The organism is Micromonospora sp. LA-10 (assembly GCF_051853095.1).
Taxonomy (GTDB): domain Bacteria; phylum Actinomycetota; class Actinomycetes; order Mycobacteriales; family Micromonosporaceae; genus Micromonospora; species Micromonospora echinospora_A.
The window spans coordinates 2,484,501-2,510,803 of record NZ_CP195710.1; the positions used below are offsets into that span (position 1 = coordinate 2,484,501).

Annotated in this window: 23 protein-coding genes; 11 read left to right on the forward strand and 12 right to left on the reverse strand. The window is 73.5% G+C overall.

The genetic code is table 11. The features are described from left to right. Positions 1–9 precede the first annotated feature (9 nt). The 4 genes from ACSDG8_RS11520 (at position 10) to hutH (ending at position 5,355) form a co-directional block, all read left to right on the forward strand. On the forward strand, positions 10–1,230 hold the full coding sequence (locus tag ACSDG8_RS11520; RefSeq protein WP_210893723.1) for an allantoate amidohydrolase: 1,221 nt from the start codon (positions 10–12) through the stop codon (positions 1,228–1,230). After that, entirely contained in the window at positions 1,227–2,591 is a 1,365-nt protein-coding gene (locus tag ACSDG8_RS11525; RefSeq protein WP_210893960.1) for a formimidoylglutamate deiminase, read from the forward strand. The genes ACSDG8_RS11520 and ACSDG8_RS11525 overlap by 4 nt, the downstream gene beginning before the upstream one ends. 74 nt (positions 2,592–2,665) lie before the next feature. Continuing rightward, positions 2,666–3,820, forward strand: coding sequence for an imidazolonepropionase (gene hutI, locus ACSDG8_RS11530; RefSeq protein ID WP_210893958.1), 1,155 nt, complete (start codon positions 2,666–2,668; stop codon positions 3,818–3,820). Next, positions 3,817–5,355, forward strand: a complete 1,539-nt coding sequence (gene hutH, locus ACSDG8_RS11535; RefSeq protein ID WP_210893721.1) for a histidine ammonia-lyase — start codon at positions 3,817–3,819, stop codon at positions 5,353–5,355. The genes hutI and hutH overlap by 4 nt, the downstream gene beginning before the upstream one ends. Positions 5,356–5,410: 55 nt before the next feature. Here hutH and rdgB read toward each other — a convergent pair whose 3' ends face one another. From rdgB to ACSDG8_RS11580, 9 genes are all read right to left on the reverse strand, one after another. Then, the gene (gene rdgB, locus ACSDG8_RS11540) at positions 5,411–6,028 is read right to left on the reverse strand and encodes an RdgB/HAM1 family non-canonical purine NTP pyrophosphatase (RefSeq protein WP_210893719.1); all 618 of its coding nucleotides are present in this window, start codon (positions 6,026–6,028) and stop codon (positions 5,411–5,413) included. Next, a complete protein-coding gene (gene rph / locus ACSDG8_RS11545; protein WP_210893717.1) occupies positions 6,025–6,753 on the reverse strand; it encodes a ribonuclease PH in 729 nt (242 codons plus the stop codon). Before rph ends, rdgB begins: the two co-directional genes overlap by 4 nt. A 72-nt stretch (positions 6,754–6,825) precedes the next feature. Then, positions 6,826–7,572, reverse strand: a complete 747-nt coding sequence (locus ACSDG8_RS11550) for an MBL fold metallo-hydrolase (protein ID WP_210893715.1) — start codon at positions 7,570–7,572, stop codon at positions 6,826–6,828. Positions 7,573–7,795: 223 nt separating this feature from the next. Further along, positions 7,796–8,761: a PLP-dependent cysteine synthase family protein gene (locus ACSDG8_RS11555; RefSeq protein WP_210893713.1), complete on the reverse strand. Its 966-nt coding sequence runs from the start codon at positions 8,759–8,761 to the stop codon at positions 7,796–7,798. A gap of 10 nt (positions 8,762–8,771) precedes the next feature. After that, entirely contained in the window at positions 8,772–9,110 is a 339-nt protein-coding gene (locus ACSDG8_RS11560; protein ID WP_030501846.1) for a MoaD family protein, read from the reverse strand. Positions 9,111–9,177: 67 nt separating this feature from the next. Next, entirely contained in the window at positions 9,178–9,666 is a 489-nt protein-coding gene (locus tag ACSDG8_RS11565) for a Mov34/MPN/PAD-1 family protein (RefSeq protein ID WP_210893710.1), read from the reverse strand. Positions 9,667–9,720: 54 nt separating this feature from the next. Further along, entirely contained in the window at positions 9,721–10,224 is a 504-nt protein-coding gene (locus tag ACSDG8_RS11570) for a DUF2017 domain-containing protein (protein ID WP_030501848.1), read from the reverse strand. Continuing rightward, positions 10,221–10,511, reverse strand: coding sequence for an ATP-dependent Clp protease adapter ClpS (gene clpS, locus ACSDG8_RS11575; RefSeq protein ID WP_030501849.1), 291 nt, complete (start codon positions 10,509–10,511; stop codon positions 10,221–10,223). Before clpS ends, ACSDG8_RS11570 begins: the two co-directional genes overlap by 4 nt. 115 nt (positions 10,512–10,626) lie before the next feature. Continuing rightward, complete coding sequence (locus ACSDG8_RS11580) at positions 10,627–12,189, reverse strand: hypothetical protein (protein ID WP_210893708.1); 1,563 nt, start codon at positions 12,187–12,189, stop codon at positions 10,627–10,629. Positions 12,190–12,381: 192 nt separating this feature from the next. Here ACSDG8_RS11580 and ACSDG8_RS11585 point away from each other — a divergent pair, with 192 nt between their 5' ends. From ACSDG8_RS11585 to ACSDG8_RS11600, 4 genes are read left to right on the forward strand one after another with little or no spacing between them, the layout of a single operon-like run. After that, on the forward strand, positions 12,382–15,054 hold the full coding sequence (locus tag ACSDG8_RS11585) for a LuxR C-terminal-related transcriptional regulator (protein WP_210893706.1): 2,673 nt from the start codon (positions 12,382–12,384) through the stop codon (positions 15,052–15,054). Between the two features lie 16 nt (positions 15,055–15,070). Then, complete coding sequence (locus ACSDG8_RS11590; RefSeq protein ID WP_210893704.1) at positions 15,071–16,357, forward strand: nicotinate phosphoribosyltransferase; 1,287 nt, start codon at positions 15,071–15,073, stop codon at positions 16,355–16,357. Between the two features lie 11 nt (positions 16,358–16,368). Beyond that, positions 16,369–16,950: an isochorismatase family protein gene (locus ACSDG8_RS11595; protein WP_210893700.1), complete on the forward strand. Its 582-nt coding sequence runs from the start codon at positions 16,369–16,371 to the stop codon at positions 16,948–16,950. A gap of 39 nt (positions 16,951–16,989) precedes the next feature. After that, positions 16,990–18,231, forward strand: a complete 1,242-nt coding sequence (locus ACSDG8_RS11600; protein WP_210893698.1) for an MFS transporter — start codon at positions 16,990–16,992, stop codon at positions 18,229–18,231. Positions 18,232–18,691: 460 nt separating this feature from the next. Here the strand turns inward: ACSDG8_RS11600 and ctaD are convergent, their stop codons facing one another. Both ctaD and ACSDG8_RS11610 read right to left on the reverse strand, forming a co-directional pair. Beyond that, positions 18,692–20,449, reverse strand: coding sequence for an aa3-type cytochrome oxidase subunit I (gene ctaD, locus ACSDG8_RS11605; protein ID WP_030501855.1), 1,758 nt, complete (start codon positions 20,447–20,449; stop codon positions 18,692–18,694). Between the two features lie 127 nt (positions 20,450–20,576). Then, the gene (locus tag ACSDG8_RS11610) at positions 20,577–21,683 is read right to left on the reverse strand and encodes an FAD-dependent monooxygenase (protein WP_210893696.1); all 1,107 of its coding nucleotides are present in this window, start codon (positions 21,681–21,683) and stop codon (positions 20,577–20,579) included. 328 nt (positions 21,684–22,011) lie between these two features. Here ACSDG8_RS11610 and ACSDG8_RS11615 point away from each other — a divergent pair, with 328 nt between their 5' ends. Then, positions 22,012–23,148: a GH12 family glycosyl hydrolase domain-containing protein gene (locus ACSDG8_RS11615; RefSeq protein WP_210893694.1), complete on the forward strand. Its 1,137-nt coding sequence runs from the start codon at positions 22,012–22,014 to the stop codon at positions 23,146–23,148. A gap of 59 nt (positions 23,149–23,207) precedes the next feature. On the opposite strand, the gene ACSDG8_RS11620 is transcribed toward ACSDG8_RS11615, so the two are convergent. After that, complete coding sequence (locus ACSDG8_RS11620) at positions 23,208–23,990, reverse strand: aldo/keto reductase (RefSeq protein ID WP_210893692.1); 783 nt, start codon at positions 23,988–23,990, stop codon at positions 23,208–23,210. 78 nt (positions 23,991–24,068) lie between these two features. Here ACSDG8_RS11620 and ACSDG8_RS11625 point away from each other — a divergent pair, with 78 nt between their 5' ends. Continuing rightward, positions 24,069–25,103, forward strand: coding sequence for a DNA polymerase ligase N-terminal domain-containing protein (locus ACSDG8_RS11625; protein ID WP_210893690.1), 1,035 nt, complete (start codon positions 24,069–24,071; stop codon positions 25,101–25,103). 8 nt (positions 25,104–25,111) lie between these two features. Beyond that, entirely contained in the window at positions 25,112–26,293 is a 1,182-nt protein-coding gene (locus ACSDG8_RS11630) for a threonine synthase (RefSeq protein WP_210893688.1), read from the forward strand. Positions 26,294–26,303 lie beyond the last annotated feature (10 nt).

Here is a 26,303-nt window from a genome sequence, read left to right on the forward strand (position 1 = left end):
AAGGGCCCCTTGTTAACGCATTCTGCATGTGAAGGGTCCCTTCCTCACCGATTCCGGGAGCTGTGGGACGAGATCGCCCCGGTCGGGCGGGACGCCGGCAGCGGCGGCTACCTGCGCTACGCGCTGACCGAACCGGAGCTGCGGCTGCGGGAGTGGTTCCACAACCAGGCCGACGCCCGCGGGATGCCGGTTCAGCAGGACGGCAACGGCAACCTGTTCGCCTGGTGGGGCGACCCGGAGGCCGGGGGCGCGGTGCTCACCGGCAGCCACTTCGACTCGGTGCCGCACGGCGGCGCGTACGACGGCCCGCTCGGCATCGTCAGCGCGTTCCTCGCCGTGGACGAGCTGCGGGCCGCCGGCGTCACCCCGGACCGGCCGGTGGTGGTGGCCGCGTTCGTGGAGGAGGAGGGCGCGCGGTTCGGCGTACCCTGCCTGGGGTCGAGGCTGCTCACCGGCGAGATCGACGTCGACCGCGCGGCCGGGCTGCGCGACCAGGCCGGGACGACCTTCGCCGAGGCGCTCGGCGAGCGGCCGGCGGGCGCCGACCCGGCGCTGCTCGGCCGCTTCGCGGCCTTCGTGGAGCTGCACGTCGAGCAGGGCCGCGCGCTGGTCGACCAGGGCGCGCCGGTCGCTGTGGCCTCAGCGATCTGGCCGCACGGCCGGTGGCGGTTCGACTTCACCGGCGAGGGCAACCACGCGGGTACGACCCGGATGACCGACCGCCGCGACCCGATGCTCACCTACGCGTTCACGGTGCTGGCGGCGAACAAGGAGGCCCGGCTGCGCGACGCGCACGCCACCGTGGGCCGGGTGTCGGTCGAGCCGAACGCCACGAACGCGATCCCGTCCCGGGTCACCGGCTGGCTGGACGCGCGGGCGGCCGAGGCGGAGACGCTGTACGGTCTGGTCGAGGCGGTACGCGCCAAGGCCACCGACCGGGCCGGCCGGGACGGGACCGCGCTGACCTGCACGCAGGAGTCGGCGACCCCGCTCGTCGCGTTCGACGGCGGGCTGGCCGACCGGCTGGTCACGCTGCTCGGCGCGCCGGTGCTGCCCACCGGCGCCGGGCACGACGCGGGGGTGCTGGCGGCGCATCTGCCCACCGCGATGCTGTTCGTGCGCAACCCGACCGGGGTGTCGCACTCCCCCGCCGAGGCGGCCACCGACGCCGACTGCGCCGCCGGGGTGGCCGCCCTGGCCCGGGTCCTGGAGGAGCTGGCATGCCGCTGACCCGCTGGCTGGCCGAGTACGCCTGGCTGCCCGACCGCGCCGAGCCCACCCGGGACGTGCTGATCGAGGCGACCGACGGGCGGCTCACCGCTGTCACCCCGCTGACCGTGGACGGTCCGCCGACGGCCGGGGTGGAGGTGCTCGGCGACGCGGTACGGCTGCCCGGGCTGACGGTGCCCGGCCTGGCAAACGCCCACTCGCACGCGTTCCACCGGGCGCTGCGCGGGCGCACCCACGACGGGCGCGGCGACTTCTGGTCCTGGCGCAGCCTGATGTACGCGATCGCGACCCGGCTCGACCCGGACACCTACCTGGCGCTGGCCCGAGCCGTGTACGCGGAGATGGCGCTGTCCGGGATCACCTGCGTGGGCGAGTTCCACTACCTGCACCACGGTCCCGGCGGCACCCCGTACGACGACCCGAACGCCATGTCCGCCGCGCTGGTGGAGGCCGCCGCGCACGCCGGTGTCCGGCTCACGCTGCTGGACACCGCGTACCTGGCCGGGGGCGTGGACGGCGCGCCGCTGACCGGGCCGCAACGCCGGTTCGGTGACGGCGACGCGCTGCGCTGGGCGGCGCGGGTGGACGCGTTCCGCCCGGCCGACGAGCACGTCCGGCTCGGCGCGGCGATCCACTCGGTGCGCGCGGTCCCCGCCGAGCAGCTCGCCACGGTGGCCGGCTGGGCCGACCGCAACGGGCTGCCGCTGCACGTGCACCTGTCCGAGCAGCCCGCCGAGAACGACGCCTGCCGGGCCGTGCACGGGTGCACCCCGACGCGGCTGCTGGCCGACCACGGCGTGCTCGGCCCGCACACCACGGCTGTGCACGCCACCCACCCGACCGCCGCCGACGTGGCGCTGCTCGGCGACAGCCGTACCCGGGTGTGCGTCTGCCCCACCACGGAGCGCGACCTGGCCGACGGGGTCGGCCCGGTGCGGCGGATGGCCGACGCGGGCAGCCCGCTGAGTCTGGGCAGCGACAGCCACGCCGTGGTGGACCTGTTCGAGGAGGCCCGCGCGCTGGAGATGGACGAGCGGCTGCGTACCCGGCGGCGGGGGCACTTCACGCCGGCCGAGCTGGTCGGCGCCGCCACCGTCGGCGGGCACGCCGCGCTGGGCTGGGGCGACGCCGGCCGGTTCGCCGTCGGGCAGCGGGCCGACCTGGTCACGGTACGGCTGGACAGCGCCCGCACCGCCGGGGTGCCGCCGGTCGGCGCGTTCTTCGCCGCCACCGCCGCCGACGTGACCAGCGTGATCGTGGACGGGAGGCCGGTGGTGGACGGCGGCCGGCACCTGACCGTGGACGTGCCCACCGAGCTGCGGGACGCGATCGCCGCGGTGACCGCGAAGGAGGACTCGTGAGCGTCGGTGGCTTCCCTGGGCGGCCGGTCCGTCCCGGCGACCGGCCCCGGCCGGCGTCCGGCGCCTCCGGCAGCCTGCTCGTCGACCACATCGGCGAGCTGGTCACGAACGAGGGCCGGCCCGGCGACCCGCTGGGCATCCGGCGCGACGCCGCCCTGCTGATCGAGGACGGGCAGGTGGCCTGGGTCGGATCGGCCCGCGACGCGCCGGCCGCCGACCGGCGGATCGACGCCGGCGGGGCCGCGGTGCTGCCCGGCTTCGTGGACAGCCACGCCCACCTGGTCTTCGCCGGGGACCGGGCCGCCGAGTTCGCCGCCCGGATGGCCGGCGAGCCCTACACCGGCGGCGGCATCCGCACCACAGTCGGCGCCACCCGCGCCGCCTCCGACGACGACCTGCGCGCCACTGTGAGCCGGCTTCGCGCCGAGATGCTGCGGCAGGGCACCACCACCGTCGAGATCAAGAGCGGGTACGGCCTCACCGTCGCCGACGAGGCCCGCTCGCTGCGGATCGCCGCCGAGTTCACCGAGGACACCACGTTCCTCGGCGCGCACGTCGTCCCCGCCGAGTACGCCGACCGCCCCGACGACTACGTGGGCATGGTCTGCGGGCCGATGCTGGCCGCCGCCGCGCCGTACGCCCGCTGGATCGACGTGTTCTGCGAGCGGGGCGCGTTCGACGCCGACCACGCGCGGGCGATCCTCGCCTGCGGGCAGGCGGCCGGTCTGGGCGTACGGGTGCACGCCAACCAGCTCGGCCCCGGCCCGGGGGTGCAGCTCGCGGTGGAGCTGGGGGCGGCCAGCGTCGACCACTGCACCCACCTGACCGACGCCGACATCGACGCGCTCGCCGGCTCGGAGACGGTCGCCACGCTGCTACCCGGCGCGGAGTTCTCCACCCGGTCGCCGTACCCGGACGCCCGGCGGCTGCTCGACGCGGGCGTGACAGTGGCGCTGGCGACCGACTGCAACCCCGGCTCGTCGTACACGTCGTCGATGCCGTTCTGCGTCGCGCTGGCCGTACGCGAGATGCGGATGACCCCGGCGGAGGCCGTGTGGGCCGCGACCGCCGGCGGGGCGGCGGCGCTGCGCCGCACCGACGTGGGCCGGCTGACGCCCGAGGCGCGGGCCGACCTGATCATCCTCGACGCCCCGTCCCACCTGCACCTGGCCTACCGGCCGGGGGTGCCACTGATCCGCCAGGTCCTGCACAACGGAGTACCTCGATGACCACCGTCACCATCCTGTCCACCGGCGTCACCCCCGCCGACGTGCTCGCGGTGGCCCGCGGCACCGCCAAGGTCGTGCTCGACCCGGCCGCCACCGAGGCCATGGCCACCTCCCGGTCCATCGTGGACCGCATCGAGGCAGCCGGGCGGCCGGTGTACGGCGTCTCCACCGGCTTCGGCGCGCTCGCCAACACGTTCGTGGCCCCGGAGCGCCGGGCCGAGCTGCAGCACGCGCTGATCCGCTCGCACGCCGCCGGGGTGGGCGCGCCGATGCCGCGCGAGGTGGTACGCGCCATGATGCTGCTGCGGGTCCGCTCGCTGGCGCTCGGCCGCTCCGGGGTACGCCCGCTGGTCGCCGAGGCGCTCGTGGACCTGCTCAACCACGACGTCACCCCGTGGGTGCCCGAGCACGGCTCGCTCGGCGCGTCCGGCGACCTGGCGCCGCTGGCGCACTGCGCGCTGGCGCTGCTCGGTGAGGGCTGGGTGCTCGGCCCATCCGGGGAGCGCGTCCCGGCCGCCGACGCGCTGCGCCGGGCCGGGCTCAAGCCGGTGTCGCTCGCCGCCAAGGAAGGGCTGGCGCTGATCAACGGCACCGACGGCATGCTCGGCATGCTGCTGCTGGCCGTGCGGGACGCCCGGCACCTGTTCGCCATGGCGGACGTGACCGCCGCGCTGGCCATCGAGGCGATGCTCGGCTCGGAGCGGCCGTTCCTGCCCGAGCTGCATGCGATCCGCCCGCATCCCGGCCAGGCCGCCTCGGCGGCGAACATCCACCGGCTGTTGCAGGGCTCGGCGGTGATGGACTCGCACCGCGACGACCTGGCGCACGCGGTGCAGGACGCGTACTCGATGCGGTGCGCCCCGCAGGTCGCCGGCGCGGCCCGGGACACGCTCGACTTCGTCGAGGTGGTGGCGGGCCGGGAGTTGCTCTCCGTGGTGGACAACCCGGTCGTGCTGCCGGACGGGCGGGTCGAGTCGACAGGAAACTTCCACGGCGCCCCGCTCGGCTTCGCCGCCGACTACCTGGCCATCGCCGCCGCCGAGGTGGGCGCGATCGCCGAGCGCCGGGTGGACCGGCTGCTGGACGTCACCCGCTCCCGGGACCTGCCCGCGTTCCTGTCCCCCGACGCCGGGGTGAACTCCGGGCTGATGATCGCCCAGTACACCGCCGCCGGCATCGTGGCGGAGAACCGCCGGCTCGCCGCGCCCGCCTCGGTCGACTCGCTGCCCACCAGCGGCATGCAGGAGGACCACGTCTCGATGGGCTGGGCGGCCACCAAGAAGCTGCGCACCGTGCTGGACAACCTGACCAGCCTGCTCGCGGTGGAGCTGCTGGCGGCTGTACGCGGGCTCCAGCTCCGCGCGCCGCTGACCCCGTCGCCGGCCGGGCGGGCGGCGCTTGCCACGCTCGGCCGCACGATCGGCGAGCCGGGACCGGACGTGTTCCTCGCGCCGCTGATGGAGGCGGCGCGCGACGTGGTGCGCGGCCCGGAGCTGCGCGCGGCGATCGAACGGGAGATCGGCCCGCTCGCCTGAGCGGGCCGATCGGGTGCCCGGCCGGTGCTCCGGCCGGGTGCCCGGCGGGAGCGGATCAGGCGGCGGGCGGGAGCACCTTCGCGACCAGCTTGGCCAGCTCCCGCAGCGCCTTCCCGCGGTGGCTGATCGCGTCCTTCTCCTCCGGCGTCAGCTCCGCGTTCGTGCGCTCCTGCCCGTCACCAAGGAAGATCGGGTCGTAGCCGAAGCCGCCATCGCCGCGCGGCGCGCGCAGCAGCCGGCCGGACTGGCGGCCGTCGACCAGGTGCTCCTTGCCGCCGGGCAGCACCAGCGCGACGGTGCAGACGAACGCGGCGCCCCGGTGCTCGTCCGGCACGTCGCCGACCTGGTCGAGCACGAGCTGAAGGTTGGCGTGGTCGTCGCCGTGCCGGCCGGACCAGCGGGCGCTGAACACGCCGGGCATGCCGTTGAGGGCGTCCACGGCCAGGCCGGAGTCGTCGGCGATGGTCGGCAGGCCGGTACGCCGGCAGCCCTCCCGCGCCTTGATCAGCGCGTTCTCGCCGAACGTGAGGCCGGTCTCCGGCAGCTCCGGGTACTCCTCGACGTCGTCGAGCCCGAGCAGCGCGATCCGGTGCGCGCCGAGCGCGCCGTCCAGGATGCGCTGGAGTTCGACGAGCTTCTTCCGGTTCCGGGTGGCGAGCAGGACCTTGTTCATGACGAGAGCGCCTTCCGCTGCGCGTCGGCCAGTTCCAGACAGCCCGCCACGCCCAGGTCGAGCAGCGCGTCGAGCTGGTCGCGGGCGAAGACGCCCGCCTCACCGGTGCCCTGCACCTCGACGAAGTCGCCGGTGCCGGTGCAGACCACGTTCATGTCGACCTCGGCGGTGACGTCCTCGGCGTAGCAGAGGTCGAGCATCGGCTCGCCGCCGATCACGCCGACGCTCACCGCGGCCACCGAACGGTGCATCACCTTCTCCACCTTGCCGGCCAGCGCCTTGCGCTCGGCCAGCCAGGTCACCGCGTCGTGCAGCGCGACGTACGCGCCGGTGATCGCGGCGGTACGGGTGCCGCCGTCGGCCTGGAGCACGTCGCAGTCCAGCACGATCGAGTTCTCGCCGAGCGCCTTGAGGTCGACGCAGGCGCGCAGGCTGCGGCCGATCAGCCGGGAGATCTCGTGGGTCCGCCCGCCGACCTTGCCGCGCACGCTCTCCCGGTCCGAGCGGGTGTTCGTGGCGCGGGGCAGCATCGCGTACTCGGCTGTCACCCAGCCCAGCCCGGAGCCCTTGCGCCAGCGGGGCACACCCTCGGTGACGCTCGCCGTGCAGAGGACCCGGGTCGCGCCGAACTCGACGAGCACCGAGCCCTCCGGGTGGGTGCTCCAGCCCCGGGTCAGGGTCACCGGTCGGAGTTGGTCGGGCCGCCGCCCGTCAGGTCGCGCCATGCCTGCACCCTATGCGGTGCGGTGATCGGATCGTCCGCGGGTGTCCGCCCGACGGCCCGGCCGCCGCCGGGGTCAGACGTCGTAGCAGGCGCCGGGCCGGACCACGTCCAGCGGCCCGGCGTACGCCCCGGCCGCCGCCTCCACCGTCTGCGACTCACTGCCCCACGCGGGTACGAGATGGGTGAGCAGGAGCCGCCCCACGCCCGCCTTGGTGGCCGCCTCGCCGGCCTCCCGGCCGGTCAGGTGCAGGTCCGGCGGGTTCTCCACGCCGTCCATGTAGCTCGCCTCGCAGAGGAACACGTCGGCGTCCTGGGCCAGACGCAGCAACGCCTCGCAGGGCGCGGTGTCGGCGGAGTAGCAGAACACCCGGCCGCCGTGCTCCAGCCGCACCCCGTACGTCTCGACCGGGTGGTTCATCCGGTCGACGGTGACGCTGAACGGGCCGATCGGGAACGTGCCCGGCTCAAGACCGTAGAACTGGTAGACGTCCTCCACCGAGCCCTCCTCCTGCCCGTACGCGGCGGCCAGCCGGTCCGGCGCGCCGGACGGGGCGTACATCGGCAGGGGCGGGTACGGGCCGTCCGGTGCGTACCGGCGCACCACGACGTAGTTGACGGCGTCGAACATGTGATCGCAGTGCAGGTGGGTGAGCAGGATGGCGTCGGGGGCGTGCAGCCCGACGTAGCGCTGGAGCGTGGAGAGCGAGCCCGCCCCGAAGTCGATCAGGAGCCGGAAGCCCTCGGCTTCCATCAGGTAGGCCGAACACGGAGATTCGGGACCCGGGAAGCTGCCCGCGCAGCCAAGGACGGTCAGTCTCATCCGGTGGCCTCGATCTCACCATGCGTAGTCGACGCGCCAGCGGCGGCGCCGCCGATGATCTCTACCGACGCGCTCGCCACGCTGCGCAGCCTACGCGTCGCCCGGTCGAGCAAGAATCATCTGCCGGAAGTTGTCATCAACGTGACACCCATACACGTCCGCTCCGGGAGGCGCGGCGGTCCGGCCGGCGGGGACACCACCGACCGGACCGGCCGCCGGGCCGTCAGGCCCAGAGCTGACCCTCCAGCGACTCCTCCGCGTCGGCGAGAGTGCCGCCGTACGCGCCGGTCGAGAGGTATTTCCAGCCGCCGTCGCAGACCACGAACGCCACGTCGGCGCGGCGGCCGTCGCGGACCGCCTCGTGCGCCACCGCGAGCGCGGCGTGCAGGATGGCGCCGGTGGAGAACCCGGCGAAGATGCCCTCCACCTCGACGAGCTGCCGGGTACGCAGCACCGCGTCCCGGGTGCCCACGGAGAAGCGGCGGGACAGCACACCCGCGTCGTACAGCTCGGGCACGTAGCCCTCGTCGATGTTGCGCAGACCGTAGACCAGCTCGCCGTAGCGCGGCTCGGCCGCCACGATCTGGATGCCGTCGACCTTCTCCCGCAGGAAACGGCCGGTGCCCATGAGCGTGCCGGTGGTGCCCAGCCCGGCCACGAAGTGGGTGATGCCCGGCAGGTCCTGCAACAGCTCCGGCCCGGTCGTCTCGTAGTGCGCCCGGGCGTTCGCCTCGTTGCCGTACTGGTAGAGCATCACCCAGTCCGGGTGCTCGGCGGAGATCTGCTTCGCGGTCGCGACGGCCTGGTTCGAGCCACCGGCGGCCGGCGAGAAGATGATCTCCGCGCCGTACATCCGGAGCAGCTGCACCCGCTCGGTGGAGACGTTCTCCGGCATCACGCAGACCAGCCGGTAGCCCCGCAGCTTCGCCACCATGGCCAGCGAGATGCCGGTGTTGCCGCTGGTCGGCTCCAGGATCGTGTCACCGGGACGGAGCCGGCCGGCCTCCTCGGCCGCGCGCACCATGTACAGCGCCGCGCGGTCCTTGATGCTGCCGGTCGGGTTCCGGTCCTCCAGCTTGGCCCAGAGCCGCACCGGCGGCGCCCCGGCGGGGACCGTCGGCGAGAGCCGGGGCAACCCGACCAGCGGGGTGCCGCCGCAGGCGTCGAGCAGGCTGTCGTACCGCGACATCGCGGGCCCCTCAGCGGGCGGCGCGCGTGGAGACCGCGTGCGAGGCGATCGCCGCGGCGGCCGCGAAGCCGAACGCGCCACCGGCCACGGCCGGCAGGATGGTCACGCTGTCGCCGTCGTTGAGCTTGGCGTCGAGCGCGCCGAGGAAACGGACGTCCTCGTCGTTGACGTAGACGTTGACGAACCGGTGCAGCACGCCCGCGTCGGTGACCAGGCGGGCCTTCAGGCCGCCGTGCCGGGAGTCCAGGTCGGCGATCAGGTCGGCGAGCGTGTCGCCGCTGCCCTCGACGACCTTCGCGCCGCCGGTGTAGCTGCGCAGGATGGTGGGGATGCGAACCTCGATGGCCATGATGTCTCGTGCTCCTCGTTCGGGATCGTGCCAGGTGACGGGAAAAGGAAGGTGCCGGCGCTGAAGGTCAGCGGTCGGAACACTCGTAGTCGACCGTCGCCGGGCTCTGCCCGAACATGTAGGACTGGACGGCGTTCGGGTCCACGGCGGCATCCACGATCCTCACCGGTTCCTCGGTGATCACGCCGTCGACGATCCGGAAGGAGCGGATCTCCTCGGTGTCGGGCTCGCGGGTCGAGACGAGCAGGTAGTGCGCGCCCGGCTCGCCGGCGAAGGAGACGTCGGTGCGGGACGGGTAGGCCTCCGTCGCGGTGTGCGAGTGGTAGATCACCACCGGCTCCTCGTCGCGGTCGTCCATCTCCCGCCACACCCGCAACTGCTCCATCGAGTCGAACTCGTAGAAGGTCATGGAGCGGGCCGCGTTGTCCATCGGGATGTGCCGGGTCGGGGTGTCGCTGCCGACGGGGCCGGCGACGACGCCGCACGCCTCGTCCGGGTGGTCCCGACGCGCGTGGGCGACGATCGCGTCGATGATCGACCGGTCGATGCTCAGCACGCCACCAGCCTAGCCCCTGGCCCTGCCGGGCGGCGAGGTGGCAACCGTCACCACTCAGTCGATGAGCGCGTTGAGCAGGGACTCCTGGAGATAACCGAGGTAGGCGTAGACCGACAGTTGGAACACCCGGGACGAACCCGGGTCCTCGGCGACCGCGTCGTCGAGCTCCTCACCCAGGTCGGTGCCGTCCTTGATCTCCAGGCGTACGCCCATCGCCAGCCGGGCGTCGTTGAGCGCCCGCAGCCACGCCTCGGCCGCCTCCGCGTCCAGCCGCACCTCGCCGCCGGAGTCGCCGTCGGGCAGGGCGGCGAGGATCGCGCCCGCCTGGTCGATCTTCCCGGTCTTCAGGTCGCCCTCGGTGTAGCGGCGGAACTCGGCGGTGCCGGCGTCGTCGTCCGGGTAGACGTCGGGGAAGAGCCGGCCGACCACCGGGTCACCGTGGTCGAAGCCGTCGGTCAGCAGCCCGACCACCTCGGCGGCGACCTTGCGCAGCACCCGGACCTCGTCGACGGCGAACGTGGCCACGTAGTGGTCGCCGCGGCGGCGGAACATGCTCATGACCTCTCCACCGTCGCCCAGAGGCCGTACGCGTGCAGCTGCGCCGCGTCGTGCTCCATCCGTTCCCGGGCGCCGGTGGACACCACGGCCTTGCCCTTGTGGTGCACGTCCAGCATGAGCCGCTCCGCCTTCTCCCGGCTGTATCCGAACAGCTTCTGGAACACCCAGGTCACATACGTCATCAGGTTGACCGGATCGTCCCAGACGATGGTCACCCACGGCCGGTCGGAGACCGGCACCTCTTCGGTGTCCGGCGTCTCGACCGGCGCAACCTGTGGAGCCGCCATGCCCCCCATCGTGCCACCGGATCCGGGGAACCGATGAACCGGAACGCCGCGCCGGTCGTCGTGACCCGCCCGGGCCGCGTACGCGAGCCCGGTCCGCCGCGCCGCGGCGAGCCGCTCAGGCCAGCAGGATGCCGTGGTCGACAGCATCGGCGAGCACCCCGCCCAGCGAGAGACGGATCACCTCGAAGCGGCGGGACACCTCGCGGGACAGTTCGAGTTCGACCTCGCGCAGGGCGCGCTGGGCCCAGGACCGGGCGGCGTTCGGGTCGTTGTTGTCGGCCGCCCGCCAGTGCTGCCAGCAGCCGCCGTTGAGGGCGACGCCGACGGGCGGGAGCACCTCGTCCCGCTGCCCGCCGGGCAGCCCGGCCAGCGCGTCGAGGGCCCCTTCGCCGGTCAGCGCGGCGACCCCGGCCGTGCTGGTGACCAGGAGGACCCGGTCCAGCTCCGGGCCGTCCGGATGGTCGGCCAGGCTCCAGCGCACCGCATGCGCGATCCGCCCGCGTACGCCCTCGGCCAGCGGCGCGCCGAACACCCGGGCGGCGGCCTCGTCGACGAGACCCCGGACGGCTTCATCGCACTGGGCGGTGGCGAGCAGCGACAGCGCCTCCAGCTCGCGGTCGAGCATCTGCGGCAGGCCGGCACAGCCGACCCCGAAGACGATCTCCTGCACCACCCGCAGGTGGATGTTCGCCAGCTCCAGGGCGAGGTGCTGACGGATGCGGCGGGCGCACGCGCGGGACTCCCTGTCGATCCGGTCGGCCAGCTCGCCGGGCTCGACGCCGGTCAGCACCGGCACCCGGCCGTGCGCGCCGGGCGGCACCGGCGGACTGGCGCTGCCGCGGCGCAGTCCCTCGTCGGCGGCCCAGCCGACCAGGGCACGCCGCAGGTGCGGCAGCTCGGTGCGGCGGGCCGGGAACCACCGGGCCGGGGTGAGCGCCGGGACCGCGGCCAGCAACGCCGCGCGGTGCGCCTCGATGCAGACCGACACGGGATCGAAACGGTGGGCGGGCCCGGACGGACCGGCCCGTCCGGGCGACGGTGCGGACGGGTCGGTGTCCTCCGCCGCCGGGCCGTCGGCCGACGCGGTCCAGCCGGTCGTGCCGGGGGTGACGGCGAAGAACACCTCGACCCGGGCGCGTGCCACCTCGGCGAGCAGGTGCAGCTCGGCCGCGCTGAACGCCTGGTCGGCGGAGATCACGAAGAGCAGCGCGCCGGCCCGGCCGACGACGTCGCGCAGCACCCGGCCGCCGGCCACGCCGAGCGTGCCGGTGTCCGGCGTGTCGACCACCGTGAAGTGCCGCAGCAGCGGGTCGGGCAGGCTCAGCTCGACCCGGCGTGGCGGCCGGGCCAGCGCCGGGCCGGTCGTCAGCGGGTGGGTGCCGTAGGCGTGCGGCTGGCGGTAGCCCGGCACGTATGCGGCGCGGGTCGGTTTCTCGGCGTGCTGGACCAGCAGGTTGCTTCCGGCAGGCACGGCGAGCATCGCGGACTCGATCCCGAGCAGGCCGGCGATCACCTCACGCCGGCCGGCGCCGGCCGGGCCGGCGACGACCACGGCCATCGGGTCGTCCGGCCCGGGTACGGTCACCCCGAGCCGGGTCGGCAGCGGGGCGCACCCGGGCGGCCCGGCCTGCCGGCGCGGGTCGGGCACGTCGACCGAAGGGAGTGGACCCGGCGTCATCAGGTGGCCTCCCGGTCAGGCGACCGGGGTCCCGGTCGCGACTTTTCCCTGGTTGCAGGGACTGTCGGAAGCGTACGACTGTCGGCCATCCGACAGCGAACACCTCCGATACTCAGGGGTAACGACCAGATTACTCAACTTCACTGCGTAACGGTCTGCACGCGGACGGAACACGGTCGATATGCTGCGCCGATGAGTAGGTGGGAGTTCGTCGGCCGTCGAGATGAACTCAACCGTCTGTTGTCGACCATCGGCCGGCCCGAGGGGCGCGGATTGCTCTTCAGCGGCGACGCCGGGGTCGGCAAGAGCCGGCTGCTGCGTGAAGGTGTTTCCGAACTCTCCCCCGAGCGGTACGCGATCTGGTCCATCTCGGCCAGCGCCACCACCGCCGCCCTGCCCTTCGGCGGGCTCGTCCAGGTGCTGCCCGCCGCGCAGCCGCAGGGGCTCTCCCCCGCCGGGATCCTCCGCTGGGCCGTGGACGTCCTCCAGGAACAGGCCGCCGGCCGGCCCGTCGTCCTCGCCATCGACGACGCACACCTGCTCGACCCGCCCTCGGCCGCGCTGGTGCACCTGGTCGCGCGCTCCGAGAACGCCACGGTCATCGGGACGCTGCGCAACGGCGAGCAGATCCCGCTGCCGATCCGCGCGCTCTGGACCGACGACCTGGTCGACCTGGTCGAGCTGGACCCGCTCGGCCGCAGCGAGACCACCGGGCTGCTCGCCGCCATCCTGGGTGGACCGGTCGACGCCTGCTCCTCCGACCGGCTCTTCCAGCTCTCCGCCGGCAACCCGCTGCTGCTGCGCGAGCTGGTCCTGGCCGCCGACGACGAGCTGCGTCGCACGTACGGGATCTGGACCTGGACCGGCCGGCTGGAGCTGGCGCCCAGCCTCACCGACCTGATCGACACCCGGATCGGCCAGCTCACCCCCGGCGTCCGGGCGGTGGTCGAGCTGGTCGCCTTCGGCGAGCCGCTGGGCCTGCAACTGCTGGAACGGGCCGTCGACCCGGCGGACGTGGAGGCGGCCGAGGAACGCGGGCTCATCACCCTGATCCACGACGACCGGCGGCTCAACGTCCGCCTGGCGCACCCGCTCTACGGCGAGGTGATGCGCCGGCACTGCCCGGTCAGCCGCACCCGCCGGCTCCAGGCCACCCTCGCCGGGCTGCTGGAGCAGGTCGGCACGCGCCGCCGCGACGACCTGCTGCGGGTCGCCGTGTGGCGGCTCGACTCGGGTACGGCGCAGGACGTCGCTCTGCTGCTCGACGCCGCGGTACAGGCGTTCGGCCGGTACGACGTGCCGCTGGCCACCCGGCTGGCCCGCGCCGCGCTGGAGGCCGGCGGCGGCACCGACGCGGCCGAGCTGCTGGCCACCATCCTGATGTTCGGCGACCGGCCGGACGAGGCGATCCGCGTGCTCGACCAGGTCGCCGGCGAGATCCACGACGACCGCCGGCGCAGCCGGTGGCTGACGGTCCGGGGCATGGTCAGCTACTGGGGACTCAACCGCGAGTCCACAGTGGAGGAGATCGCCGCGCGCGGCGAGGAGCTGACCGACCCCGCCGACCGGGCCCGGGTCCGCGCGTTCGAGGCCACCATGCGGCTGCACCGGCTCGACATCGACGTCGCGGTCCGGCTGGCCCAGGAGGTGCTCGACCGCCCGGCCGCCCCGATGGCCGCCCGGGAACTGGCCCGCTGCACGCTGGCCCACCTCCAGGCCGCCCAGGGGCAGTATCAGCGCAGCGCCACAGCGATCGCCCGGGTCCAGGCCGAGGCGGCGTGCTGGCGGGCCGACATGCCCTACCTCCAGCTCGCCATGGAGCTGGCCCGGGGCACCCGGCTGACGCTCTCCGGCGACCTGCCCGGCATCGACGCGATCGTCGCCGACGAGTTCGCCGACCTGGCCGGGGCCGGTGACTTCCGGCTCGGCACCGGCTACCTGGCCATCCTCCAGGCGTACGCGGCGCGGCTGCGCGGGCGCGGCGACGAGGCGCTGCGGACCAGCCTGGAGGCGTGCGCGGTGCTCGCCACCAGCCGCGTGTACGCCGGGCTGGCGCACGCCGAGCGTGCCCAGGCCGCCGCGCTGCGCGGGGACGCGACTCACGCGGCCGAGGCGATGGCCGAGGCGGACCGGACGCACGCGCCCGGCATGGCCGTGCTCTACGCGTGGCTGGAGCAGGCCCGGGGCGCGGTCCAGGCCACGACCGGTGACCTGCCGGCGGCCACCAAGCACCTGTGCGCGCTCGCCGACCGGCTGCGCGAGGACGGCCTGGCCGGGCACGAACTGCTCGTCCTGCTCGACCTGGTCCGGTTCGACCAGGCCGCCGCGCCGGTCGGACCGACCTGCACCGACGGTGGCCGGCGCACCGTGGCGCAACGCCTTGCGGAACTCTCCGAGCAGGTCGACGGCGTGCTGCCGCCGCTCGTCGCCCGGTTCGGCCGGGCCGCCGCCGACGGTGCCCCGGACGCCCTGCTCGCAGTCGCCGACGGCTTCGCCGGTCGCGAGCTGACCGTGTACGCCGCCGAGGCGACCGCGATGGCGCTGCACCGGACGCGGCACGCCCGCGCCGGCGCCACCGCGCCGATCCGGGAACGCCTCGCGGACCTGCTGCGCCGCTGCGACGAGATCTCCACCCCGGCGCTGCGGCTGCTCCGCCCGACGCTCAGCGACCGGGAGTGGGAGATCGCCCGCCTCGCCGCCGACGGGGTGACCAGCCGGGCCATCGCGGAGCGGCTGTACCTGTCCACCCGCACCGTGGAGAACCACCTCCAGCGCGTCTACAGCAAGCTCGGCGTCGCCGGGCGCGGCGAGTTGCGGGCCGCGCTGCGGTCGATGCCGGGGCACGACGGCACGGAGCCGGACTGAACTCTAGGCTGGAGCGGTGAGCACCCTTCGCCCCGCGCTGCTGACCGACCACTACGAGCTGACCATGGTCAGCGCCGCGCTGCGTGACGGCACGGCCGACCGACGCTGCGTCTTCGAGGTGTTCAGCCGGCGGCTGCCGGCCGGCCGCCGGTACGGGGTGGTCGCCGGAACCGGCCGGCTCATCGAGATGATCCGCGACTTCCGGTTCGACCCGGATGAGATCGACTTCCTGCGCCGTACCGGCGTGGTGGACGAGCGGGCCGCACAGTGGCTCGCCGACTACCGGTTCACCGGCGACATCGACGGCTACGCCGAGGGCGAGCTGTTCTTCCCCGGCTCCCCGATCCTCGCCGTGTCCGGCACGTTCGCCGAGTGCGTGGTGCTGGAGACGCTCGTGCTGTCGGTGCTCAACCACGACTGCGCGGTCGCCGCCGCCGCGGCCCGGATGGTCACCGCCGCCCGGGGCCGGGCGCTGATCGAGATGGGCTCCCGCCGCGCGCACGAGGAGGCCGCCGTCGCCGCCGCGCGGGCCGCTTACCTGGCCGGGTTCCGGTTCACCTCCAACCTGGCCGCCGGGCAGCGCTACGGCATCCCCACCGCCGGCACCGCCGCGCACGCGTTCACGCTGCTGCACGACGACGAGCGGGCCGCGTTCGCCTCCCAGGTCGCCACGCTGGGCAAGGACACCACGCTGCTCGTCGACACGTACGACATCGCCCAGGGCATCCGCAACGCCATCGCGGTGGCCGGGCCGGAACTGCGGGCGGTCCGGATCGACTCCGGCGACCTCGCGGTGATCGCCCAGCAGTCCCGCGAACTGCTCGACTCGCTCGGCGCCACCGAGACGAAGATCATCGTCTCCGGAGACCTGGACGAGTACGCGATCGCCGCGCTCGCCGCCGAACCGGTGGACATGTACGGCGCCGGCACCGCAGTGGTGACCGGCTCCGGCGCGCCCACCGCCGGCCTCGTCTACAAGCTGGTCGAGGTGGAGGGGCGGCCAGTGGTCAAGCGCTCCGAGCACAAGGCCACCATCGGCGGCCGGAAGGTCGCGGTCCGCCGGCACAAGCCGACCGGGACCGCCACCGAGGAGGTCATCGTCCCGCAGGGCGTGCCGGACCGGCAGCCCAACGACCGGTTGCTCCAGCAGTCGTACGTGGTGTCCGGCGAACCGGCGGCGCTGCCCAGTCTGGAGGAGTCCCGGGACCACCTGCGCCAGTGCCTGATCTCCATCCCGTGGGAGGGGCTCAAGCTCTCCGTCGGCGACCCGGCCGTCCCCGTCACCGTCGTACCCGCGAGCTGAGGAGGAACCCGATGGCGAACGCCCTGATCATCGTGGACGTGCAGAACGACTTCTGCGAGGGCGGCTCCCTCGCGGTCGGCGGCGGGGCCGGAGTGGCCGCCGGGATCTCCCGGCTGCTCGCCGCCGAACCGGACCGGTGGGACCACGTGGTCGCCACGAAGGACTACCACGTCGACCCGGGCGCGCACTTCGGCGACCCGCCGGACTACGTCGACTCCTGGCCCCGGCACTGCGTGGTCGGCACGTCCGGCTCCGAGTTCCACCCCGAACTGGCGACCGACCGGGTGGAGGTGATCTTCCACAAGGGCGAGCACGCGGCCGCGTACTCCGGTTTCGAGGGGCACGGCCCCGACGGCGAGTGCCTGGCCGACTGGCTGCGCCGGCACGACGTGGACCGGGTCGACGTGGTCGGCATCGCCACCGACCACTGCGTGCGCGCGACCGCGCTGGACGCCGCCCGGGAGGGCTTCCACACGACGGTGCTGCTGGACCTGACCGCCGCTGTCGCGCCGGACACGCTCGACGTGGCGCTGCGCGCGCTGGACGGCGCCGGGGTGACCATGGTGGGCGAGCCTGTGATCACTGCCGCTTGACCGGATAATCGCTTGCGGGTGTCATACCCCGGCCCCAGGATGGCGCCGGAGGTACGGACCGTCGTGAACCTGAAGCCTTACCGGGAGGCGCTCGCCCTACCCGGTGTCCGATCGTTGCTGCTGGTGTCGGTGCTGGCCCGCGTGCCGCTGACCGCCACCGGGGTGACGCTCACCTTCTACGTGGTGCTCGACCTGGACCGCGGCTACGGTGCCGCCGGCCTGGTCGGTGCCGCGTCGACGATCGGCGCGGCGATCGGCGCCCCGCTACTCGGGCGGCTCATCGACCGCCGAGGGCTCCGGCCGGTGCTGGTGCTCACCACCGTTGCCGAGGCGCTGTTCTGGTCCGCCGCGCCCGCGCTGCCGTACCCGGTGCTGCTGCCCGCCGCGTTCCTCGCCGGGCTGCTCGCGCTGCCGATCTTCTCGATGATCCGCCAGTCGATCGCCGCGCTCGTGCCGGCGGAGAAGCGCCGCCCCGCGTACGCGCTGGACTCCATGGCGATGGAGCTGTCGTTCATGATCGGCCCGGCGCTCGCCGTCGCGCTGGCCACCACCGTCACGCCCCGCCTGACGCTGTGGGCGGTCGGCGCCGGGATCGTCGGCTCCGGCATCTGCTTCTGGCTGCTCAACCCGCCGGTACGGGCCGCCGACGAGAAGGCCGGGCCGCAGCGCCCGGTGCACCGCCGCGAGTGGCTCACCCCGCGCCTGCTCGCCGTGCTGGCGGTCAGCCTCGCCGCCACCCTCGTGCTCGGCGGCACCGACGTCGCAGTGGTAGCCGTGCTCCGGGCCGGCGGCGAGGTCGGCTGGACCGGCGCCGTGCTCGCCGCCTGGGCGGTCGCCTCCCTGGTGGGCGGCTTCGCGTACGGCGCGGTACGCCGCTCGTTCCCCCCGCTGGCGCTGATGGCGGTGCTCAGCCTCGCCACCATCCCGGTCGGGCTGGGCGGGTCGCACTGGTGGCTGCTCTGCCTCGCGCTGATCCCGGCCGGGGCGCTCTGTGCGCCCACCATCGCGTCCACCTCCGACGCGGTCAGCCGGCTGGCTCCGCCCTCCGTACGCGGAGTGGCGATGGGGCTGCACGGCTCCGCAGTGACAGTGGGCATCGCGCTCGGCGCGCCGCTGGCCGGAGCGGTCATCGACGCTTCCGCGCCCGTCTGGGGCTTCGTGGTCACGGGCGCGATCGGCGCGCTGGTGGCGCTGGCGGTGCTCCCGATCGAGCTGCGCCACCGCCGCACCCCGGTCCCCACCCCGACTCCAGACCCCGCCTTGGCCCTGGCTCCCCGCTAGCCTTCCCCTTCGCCCCGAGGCGGCGCGAAGCCAGTACGCCGAGGTGGCCGGGTCCACGCACCCCGAACACCACCACTCCCCCGAACTGGCCCTGCGCGGTGACCCTGGCCGAAACCCCACCTCCCCAGAAGTTGACCAAGGAGTTGGTGTCCCCGGAGACGCCACGAGAGGACACAACTCCTTGATCACCACAGCGCCCCAGGCGGGGCTAAGCCAGTACGGGGAAGTGGCTGGGTCCACGCGCCCCGGACACCACCACTTCCCCGAGCTGGCGCCTGCCCTCCGCCCCCACCCCACTGATCATGAGGTTAGCGGCGACATAACGGACACGAACTGCCGTCAACCTCATGATCAACGGGGACAACCCCCGGGGCAGGGGCAACCAGCCAGGGACGGGACCGGGGAAAAGCGGCGGGCGCCGCACCCCCGTGAGGGAGTGCGGCGCCCGGCCTGAACTGCGTCAGCGCTGGTCGAGGTTGCCTGCGGTGTCCTCCTGGTAGCTGGCGCCACCGTTGACCTCGCTGGTCAGCGGCTTGGCGCCACCCTCGGGCGGACCGGCCAGGCTCTGCCCGGCGGCCAGCTCGGGGAACTTCGCGTCGAAGGCCGGCCGCTCGGAGCGGATGCGCGGCATGCGGTCGAAGTTGCGCAGCGGCGGCGGCGAGCTGGTGGCCCACTCGAGCGAGTTGCCGTGACCCCACGGATCGTCGACCTCGACCACCGGGCCGGTCTTGTACGACTTCCAGCAGTTCCAGATGAACGGCAGCGTCGAGATACCGGTGATGAACGCGCCGATCGTGGAGATCGTGTTCAGCGTGGTGAAGCCGTCGATGGCCTGGTAGTCGGCGTACCGGCGCGGCATGCCCTCGTTGCCCAGCCAGTGCTGCACCAGGAACGTGGTGTGGAAGCCGATCATGGTCAGCCAGAAGTGAATCTTGCCGAGGCGCTCGTCCAGCATCCGGCCGAACATCTTCGGGAACCAGAAGTAGATGCCGGCGAAGACGGCGAACACGATGGTGCCGAAGAGCACGTAGTGGAAGTGCGCCACCACGAAGTACGAGTCGTGCAGGTGGAAGTCGAGCGGCGGGCTGGCCAGCAGCACACCGGTCAGGCCACCGAAGAGGAAGGTCACCAGGAAGCCGATCGAGAAGAGCATCGGCGTCTCGAAGGTGATCTGGCCCCGCCACATGGTGCCGATCCAGTTGAAGAACTTCATACCGGTGGGCACGGCGATCAGGTAGCTCAGGAAGCTGAAGAACGGCAGCAGCACCTGGCCGGTGGCGAACATGTGGTGCGCCCAGACGCTCATCGACAGGGCGGCGATGGCGATGGTGGCGGCCACCAGGCCCTTGTAGCCGAAGATCGGCTTGCGGGAGAACACCGGGATGATCTCGCTGATGATGCCGAAGAACGGCAGCGCGATGATGTACACCTCGGGGTGACCGAAGAACCAGAACAGGTGCTGCCACAGCATCGGGCCGCCGGTCGCCGGGTCGTACACGTGGGCGCCCATCAGGCGGTCCGCGGCGAGCGCGAACAGCGCGGCGGCCAGCAGCGGGAAGACCAGGATCGCCAGCAGGCTGGTGACCAGCATGTTCCAGGTGAAGATCGGCATCCGGAACATGGTCATGCCGGGCGCGCGCAGGGTCAGGATCGTGGTGATCAGGTTGACCGCGCCGAGGATCGTGCCCAGACCGGAGATGGCCAGGCCGACGACCCACATGTTGGCGCCGACGCCCGGGGCGTGGTCGGCGGTGCTCAGCGGCGTGTACGCGGTCCAGCCGAAGTCGGCCGCGCCGCCCGGGGCGATGAAGCCCGCGGTGGCGAGCGTGCCGCCGAACAGGTAGAGCCAGTACGCGAAGGCGTTCAGCCGGGGGAACGACACGTCCGGCGCGCCGATCTGCAGCGGCACCACGTAGTTCGCGAAGGCGAACACGATCGGCGTCGCGAAGAACAGCAGCATGATCGTGCCGTGCATCGTGAAGAGCTGGTTGTACTGCTCGGGCGACAGGAACTGCAGGCCCGGCCGCGCCAGTTCGGCGCGCATGATCAGGGCCATCAGGCCACCGATCATGAAGAACACGAACGCGGTGACCATGTACATGATCCCGATCTGCTTCGCGTCCGTGGTGCGCAACAGCCGCGCGAGGGCCGACCCCTTGACCGGCTCCCGGACCGGCCAGGGCCGGGTCACGACCGGCTTGGGTGCGACGGTGGTCACGAGTGGCCTCCGGTTCTGGTTGTCCCGCTCGGCGCGCTGGTCATCGGCGCAGCCGTCATCCGCAAGGAGGATAGTCCCCGGTAGGTGGCCCCGCCGCGTGGGGTGGGCGGCTACGATCTCCGGCCGCCTAGAGCGGGCCGGTCAGGAGCCGGTAGTGCTCCCGGAAGATCCTTCCGCCGCGCCCGCGCAGCAACGGGTCGCGCAGCGCCGGCGGCACGTCGCGGGTGCGGTTGCGGTCCCGGGTCCGGTCCCGCACCCAGCGGGTACGCGGGCGGCGGCGGCTCTCGTACGCGAGCAGCGCGGCGTCGACGCTGCCGGCGGCGCGCAGCGACTCGGCGAGCACGACGGCGTCCTCCAGCGCCATGGCGGCGCCCTGGGAGAGCGTCGGCGCGGTGGCGTGAGCGGCGTCACCGACGAGCAGCACCCGGCCGTGGAACCACCGGCCCAGCTCGACCTCCTCGGTGCGCTCGGCGCAGACCGTCTCCAGCGCGTCCAGCACCTCCGGCACCGGGCCGCCGTAGGAGCCGAACAGCTCGCGCATGCGGGCGAGCGGGTCGGCGGGCAGGTCGGTGCCGGCCTCGTCGGCGTAGCAGTAGAGCTGTCCGGCGCCGAGCGGCACCACCAGGAACCCGGCCCGCTGGCCGAGCAGGGCGGTCCAGTCGGCGATCCGGGGGCCGCCGCGCACCAGGGCCCGGTAGACCACCTGTCCGGCGGGGCGGGGCGGCCCGCCGAGCGCGGCGAGCGTGCGTACCGCCGAGCGTGGCCCGTCCGCGCCGACGACCAGGTCGTACTCCGCGCTGGTGCCGTCGGTGAAGCCGACCGCCACGCCGCCGGGCAGCGGGTCGACGGTGCTGACCTCGGCGCCGTGCCGGACCGCGCCGCCGGCGCCGGTGAGCAGCACCCGGTGCAGTTCGGCCCGGGGCAGCGCCCGGCACTCCCCCACTCCGGCCCAGAGCGCGTCGAGGTCGACCTCGCACAGCGGCGCCCCGGCGGCGTCGAGGAAGCGCTGCCGGCGGATCACCTGGCCGAGCGGGCGCAGCGGACCGTCGAGGTCGAGCCGGCGCATCGCCCGGGCCGCGTTGCCGGGCAGGTAGAGGCCGCTGTCGGTGGACTCCGTGGGTGGCAGCCGCTCGGTGACGTCGGGCCGGAACCCCGCCAGGCGAAGCGCCCGGGTCACGGCGAGGCCGGCGATGCCCGCGCCGACGACGAGGACGCGCAGGGGTGAACCACCCATGGTGGGTTACGCCTCCGGAGGGGAACGGCACGCGTTGGAGGCAAGACATTACTCGCCGCAACCAGGCGGCGGAAGTGCCCGCTCGCCCTGGCGCGGGCCGCCGGTCGGCGGCACACCCCGTCCCACCGGCAGGAATCCCGCCTCCATCTGGGGGAAGGGGCCGGCGGCGGCCGCCGGTCGCGCCACCGACCGGACGCGGAGCGTTAACGAGCCCGGCGCATTTGCGCAATGTTTCGAGACATGTAAATGTATTCCTTGCATCGTGGGAGCGCTCCCGTCCGTATCACCGACCGAACCGGCGCCGTCCCGCGCCGAGCCAAGGAGCATCATGAAGCGTCCACTCAGGGCCCTCGCCGCGGCCGGTCTGCTGGCCGCCGGCACCATCGTCGCCGTCGCGCTCGGCGGCACCGCCTCCGCCGACACGCAGATCTGCGAGCAGTACGGCTCGACCACCATCGGCGGCAAGTACGTGGTGCAGAACAACCGCTGGGGCACCAGTGCCCAGCAGTGCATCAACGTCACCTCGACCGGCTTCTCCATCACCCGCGCGGACGGCTCCGCGCCGACAAACGGGGCGCCGGTCTCCTACCCGTCGATCTTCGTGGGCTGCCACTACACCAACTGCTCGCCCGGCACGAACCTGCCGGTGCAGGTGAAGAACATCAGCAGCGCACCGGCCAGCATCAGCTACAACTACGTCAGCGGCGCGATCTTCAACGCGTCGTACGACATCTGGCTCGACCCGTCGCCCAAGCGGGACGGGGTGAACCAGATGGAGATCATGATCTGGCTCAACCGGCAGGGCTCGATCCAGCCCATCGGCTCTCCGGTCGGCACCGCCAACATCGCGGGCCGGACCTGGGAGGTCTGGCGCGGCAGCAACGGCTCGAACAACGTCATCTCGTACCTGTCGCCGTCGGCCATCCCCAGCTTCAGCTTCGACGCGCTGGCGTTCATCAACGACACCCGCAACCGGGGCGCGATCACCAACGACTGGTACCTGACCAGCATCCAGGCCGGCTTCGAGCCGTGGCAGGGCGGCGTCGGGCTGGCGGTGAACTCGTTCTCGCAGAACGTCAACACCGGTGGTTCCAACCCGCCGCCGACCACCTCGGCGCCGACCACGCCCCCGCCGTCGGGCAACGCGTCCTGCACCGTCACCTACAAGGCGGCGAACGTCTGGAACAACGGCTTCACCGCCGAGGTGACGGTCAAGAACACCGGCTCCGGCACGATCAACGGCTGGACGCTGAACTACAACCTGCCCTCCGGGCAGACCGTCACCAACGCGTGGAACGCCACGGTGAGCCAGAGCGGCTCGGCGGTGACCGCCCGCAACGCCGGCTACAACGGCACGCTGGCACCCGGCGCGTCGGCCACCTTCGGCTACCAGGCGACGCTGAACGGCAACTACTCGGCGCCGAGCAGCTTCACGCTCAACGGCTCCACCTGCGCCCGCGGCTGACCGGCGCGTGACGAAGGGGCGCGGTCCGCACGGACCGCGCCCCTTTCCCGGTACGAGCGTCAGCCGGCGAGCGCGTCGATGTCGCGCATCTCCTCGGCGGTCAGCGAGAACCCGAACACGTCGAAGTTGGCCTGGATCCGCTCCGGCGTGACCGACTTCGGGATGACCACGATCTCGTGGTCGATGTGCCAGCGCAGCACCACCTGGGCCGGCGACACGTCGTGCGCCTGGGCGATGCGCACCAGCACCGGGTCGGACAGGTCGCTGGTCTTGAACGGGCTGTAACCCTCCAGCGCCACCCCGCGGTCCCGGTGGGCGGCGTGGGTCTGCCTGTCGTACAGCGACGGGCTCCAGCGGATCTGGTTGACCGCCGGCGTCTCCTCAGTGGCCTGGATCAGCTCGTCGAGCTGCCCGATCGAGTAGTTGCTCACCCCGACGGCGCGAGCCAGGTCCTCGTCCCGCGCCGCGAGCATCTCCCGCCACACCGGGATGCTGTCGCCGGGTGCGGACGGCGGCCAGTGCACCAGCCACAGGTCGACGTAGTCGGTGTCCAGCGCGGCCAGGCTCGCCTCGATGGTCTCCCGCTCCCGGCCCACCCGGTCCGGCGGGAGCTTGGTGGTGATGAAGACGTCCTCCCGGCGCAGCCCGCTCTCCTTGACCGCCCGGCCCACCTCCTTCTCGTTGCCGTACATCGTCGCGGTGTCCAGGTGCCGGTAACCGGCGTCCAGCGCGTTGAGCACGGCCTCGTAGCCGGCCTCGCCCGTGGCCTGCCAGGTGCCGAAGCCGAGCAGCGGGATCCGGACGTCGCCGGGGAGCGGAAGGGTGGGCTGGTCGCTGTCCATGTCCCCCGTTCTACCCCGGTTCGTCGCACACACACCGGCATCCCGGCACACACGGCGCGTCTGGGGGAGGATGCGGGGATGGCGGACCGGCTGGACGAGTACCGGCGGAAACGGGACTCCGCGCGTACCCCGGAACCGGTGCCCGAGCGGTCACCCGGCCGGAAGCGGTCCGCGCGGCGCGCGCCCCGCTTCGTCATCCAGCAGCACCACGCCCGGAGCCTGCACTGGGACCTGCGCCTGGAGCACGACGGCGTGCTCGCCTCCTGGGCGGTGCCGCGCGGCCTGCCGCGCGACCCGGGCCGCAACCACCTCGCCGTGCACACCGAGGACCACCCGATGGAGTACCTGACGTTCCACGGGGAGATCCCGGCCGGCGAGTACGGCGGCGGGCGGATGACCGTGCACGACACCGGCACCTACCGGGCCGAGAAGTGGCGTGACGACGAGGTGATCGTGGTGCTCGACGGCGAGCGCACGAAGGGGCGGTACGTGCTGTTCGCCACCGGCGGGCGGGGCCGGGACTGGATGATCAGGCGCACCGACCCGGCGCCGGAGGGCTGGACGCCGATGCCGGAGCTGGTCCGCCCGATGCTGCCCGCCGAGGGTGGGCGGTTGCCGCGCGACGCCGACGCCTGGGGGTACGAGCTGCGCTGGGCGGGCGTACGCGCGATGGCGTACGTCTCGGGCGGCCGGCTGCGGCTGCTCGACGGCGACGACGACGAGGTCACCGGGTCGTACCCCTGGCTGCGGGCGATGGCCGAGGCGCTGGCCCCGGTCGAGGCGGTGCTCGACGGCGTGCTGGTCCGCATCGACCCGGCCGGGCGGGTCCGGCCGCCGACCCGGCGCGACGGGCAGTTCCTCGCCGTCGATCTGCTCTGGCTGGAGGGCGTGCCCAGCCTCGACGTGCCGTACGCGCAACGCCGTGACCTGCTCGACGGTCTGGCGCTCGCCGGTCCGCACTGGCAGACTCCGCCGTGGTTCCCGGGAGTCGGTGCGGACGCCCTGCGGGCCGCCCGTGAGCAGGGGCTCCCGGGAGTGGTGGCGAAGCGCCTCGACTCCCCGTACGAGCCGGGCCGGCGCAGCCGGCACTGGCTGAGCATCGACGCGAGCTGAGGACCACCGTGCACCTGACGCACCTGGAGTGCCCGCGCTGCGGCCGTGAACACGCGGCCGACACGTTGCAGAACCTGTGTGGCTGCGGCTCGCCGCTGCTGGCCCGCTACGACCTCGCCGCGGTGGCCGCCACCGTGGCCCCGGAGCAGTTCGGGCTGCGCCCGGCCGACCTGTGGCGCTACCGGGAGCTGCTGCCGGTGGCCGATCCCCGGTGCGTCACCACGCTCGGCGAGGGCTGGACGCCGATGTGGCGCGCGCCCGCGTACGGACACGAGATCGGCATCGCTGATCTGCTCGTCAAGGACGAGGGGCTGACCCCGACCGGGTCGTTCAAGGCGCGCGGCGCGTCGGTGGGCGTGAGCCGGGCCAAGGAGCTGGGCGTGGAGCGGATCGCCATGCCCACGAACGGCAACGCCGGGGCGGCCTGGGCGACGTACGCGGCACGGGCCGGGATGGGCGCGACGATCGCCATGCCGCTGGCCGCGCCGACCATCTGCCGGGAGGAGTGCCTCGCCGCCGGTGCCGACCTGCGGCTGATCGACGGCCTGATCAACGACGCGGGCCGGGACATCGCCGAGCTGGTCGCCGGCTCGGACGGGCGGATCTTCGACGCCGGCACGCTGCGCGAGCCGTACCGCCTGGAGGGCAAGAAGACCATGGGGTACGAGATCGTCGAGCAGCTCGGCTGGCAGGTGCCCGACGTGATCGTCTACCCGACCGGTGGGGGCGTCGGGCTGATCGGCATCCACAAGGCGCTGCACGAGCTGCGTGAACTGGGCTGGGTGGAGGACCGGCTGCCCCGGCTGGTCGCGGTGCAGTCCACCGGATGCGCGCCGGTCGTGCGGGCGTTCGCGGTCGGCGAGGACCGGGTCACCCCGTGGGCGGACGCGCGCACCGTCGCGTTCGGCATCACCGTGCCCGCGCCGCTCGGCGACGAGCTGATCCTGTCCGCGCTGCGCGAGAGCGCCGGCACCGCGATCGCTGTTGACGACGCGGAGATCCTCACCGACCTGCGTGACTTCGCCGCCCGGGAAGGGCTGCTGCTCTGCCCGGAGGGTGCGGCCTGCCTGACCGCCGCCCGTCACCTGCGGGCCGGTGGCTGGATCCGGCCCGGCGAGCGCGTGGTGGTGCTGAACACCGGCGCCGGGTTGAAGTACCCGGGTCTGGTGCACAGCGGGGCCCCCGTCTGACGACCGGGGT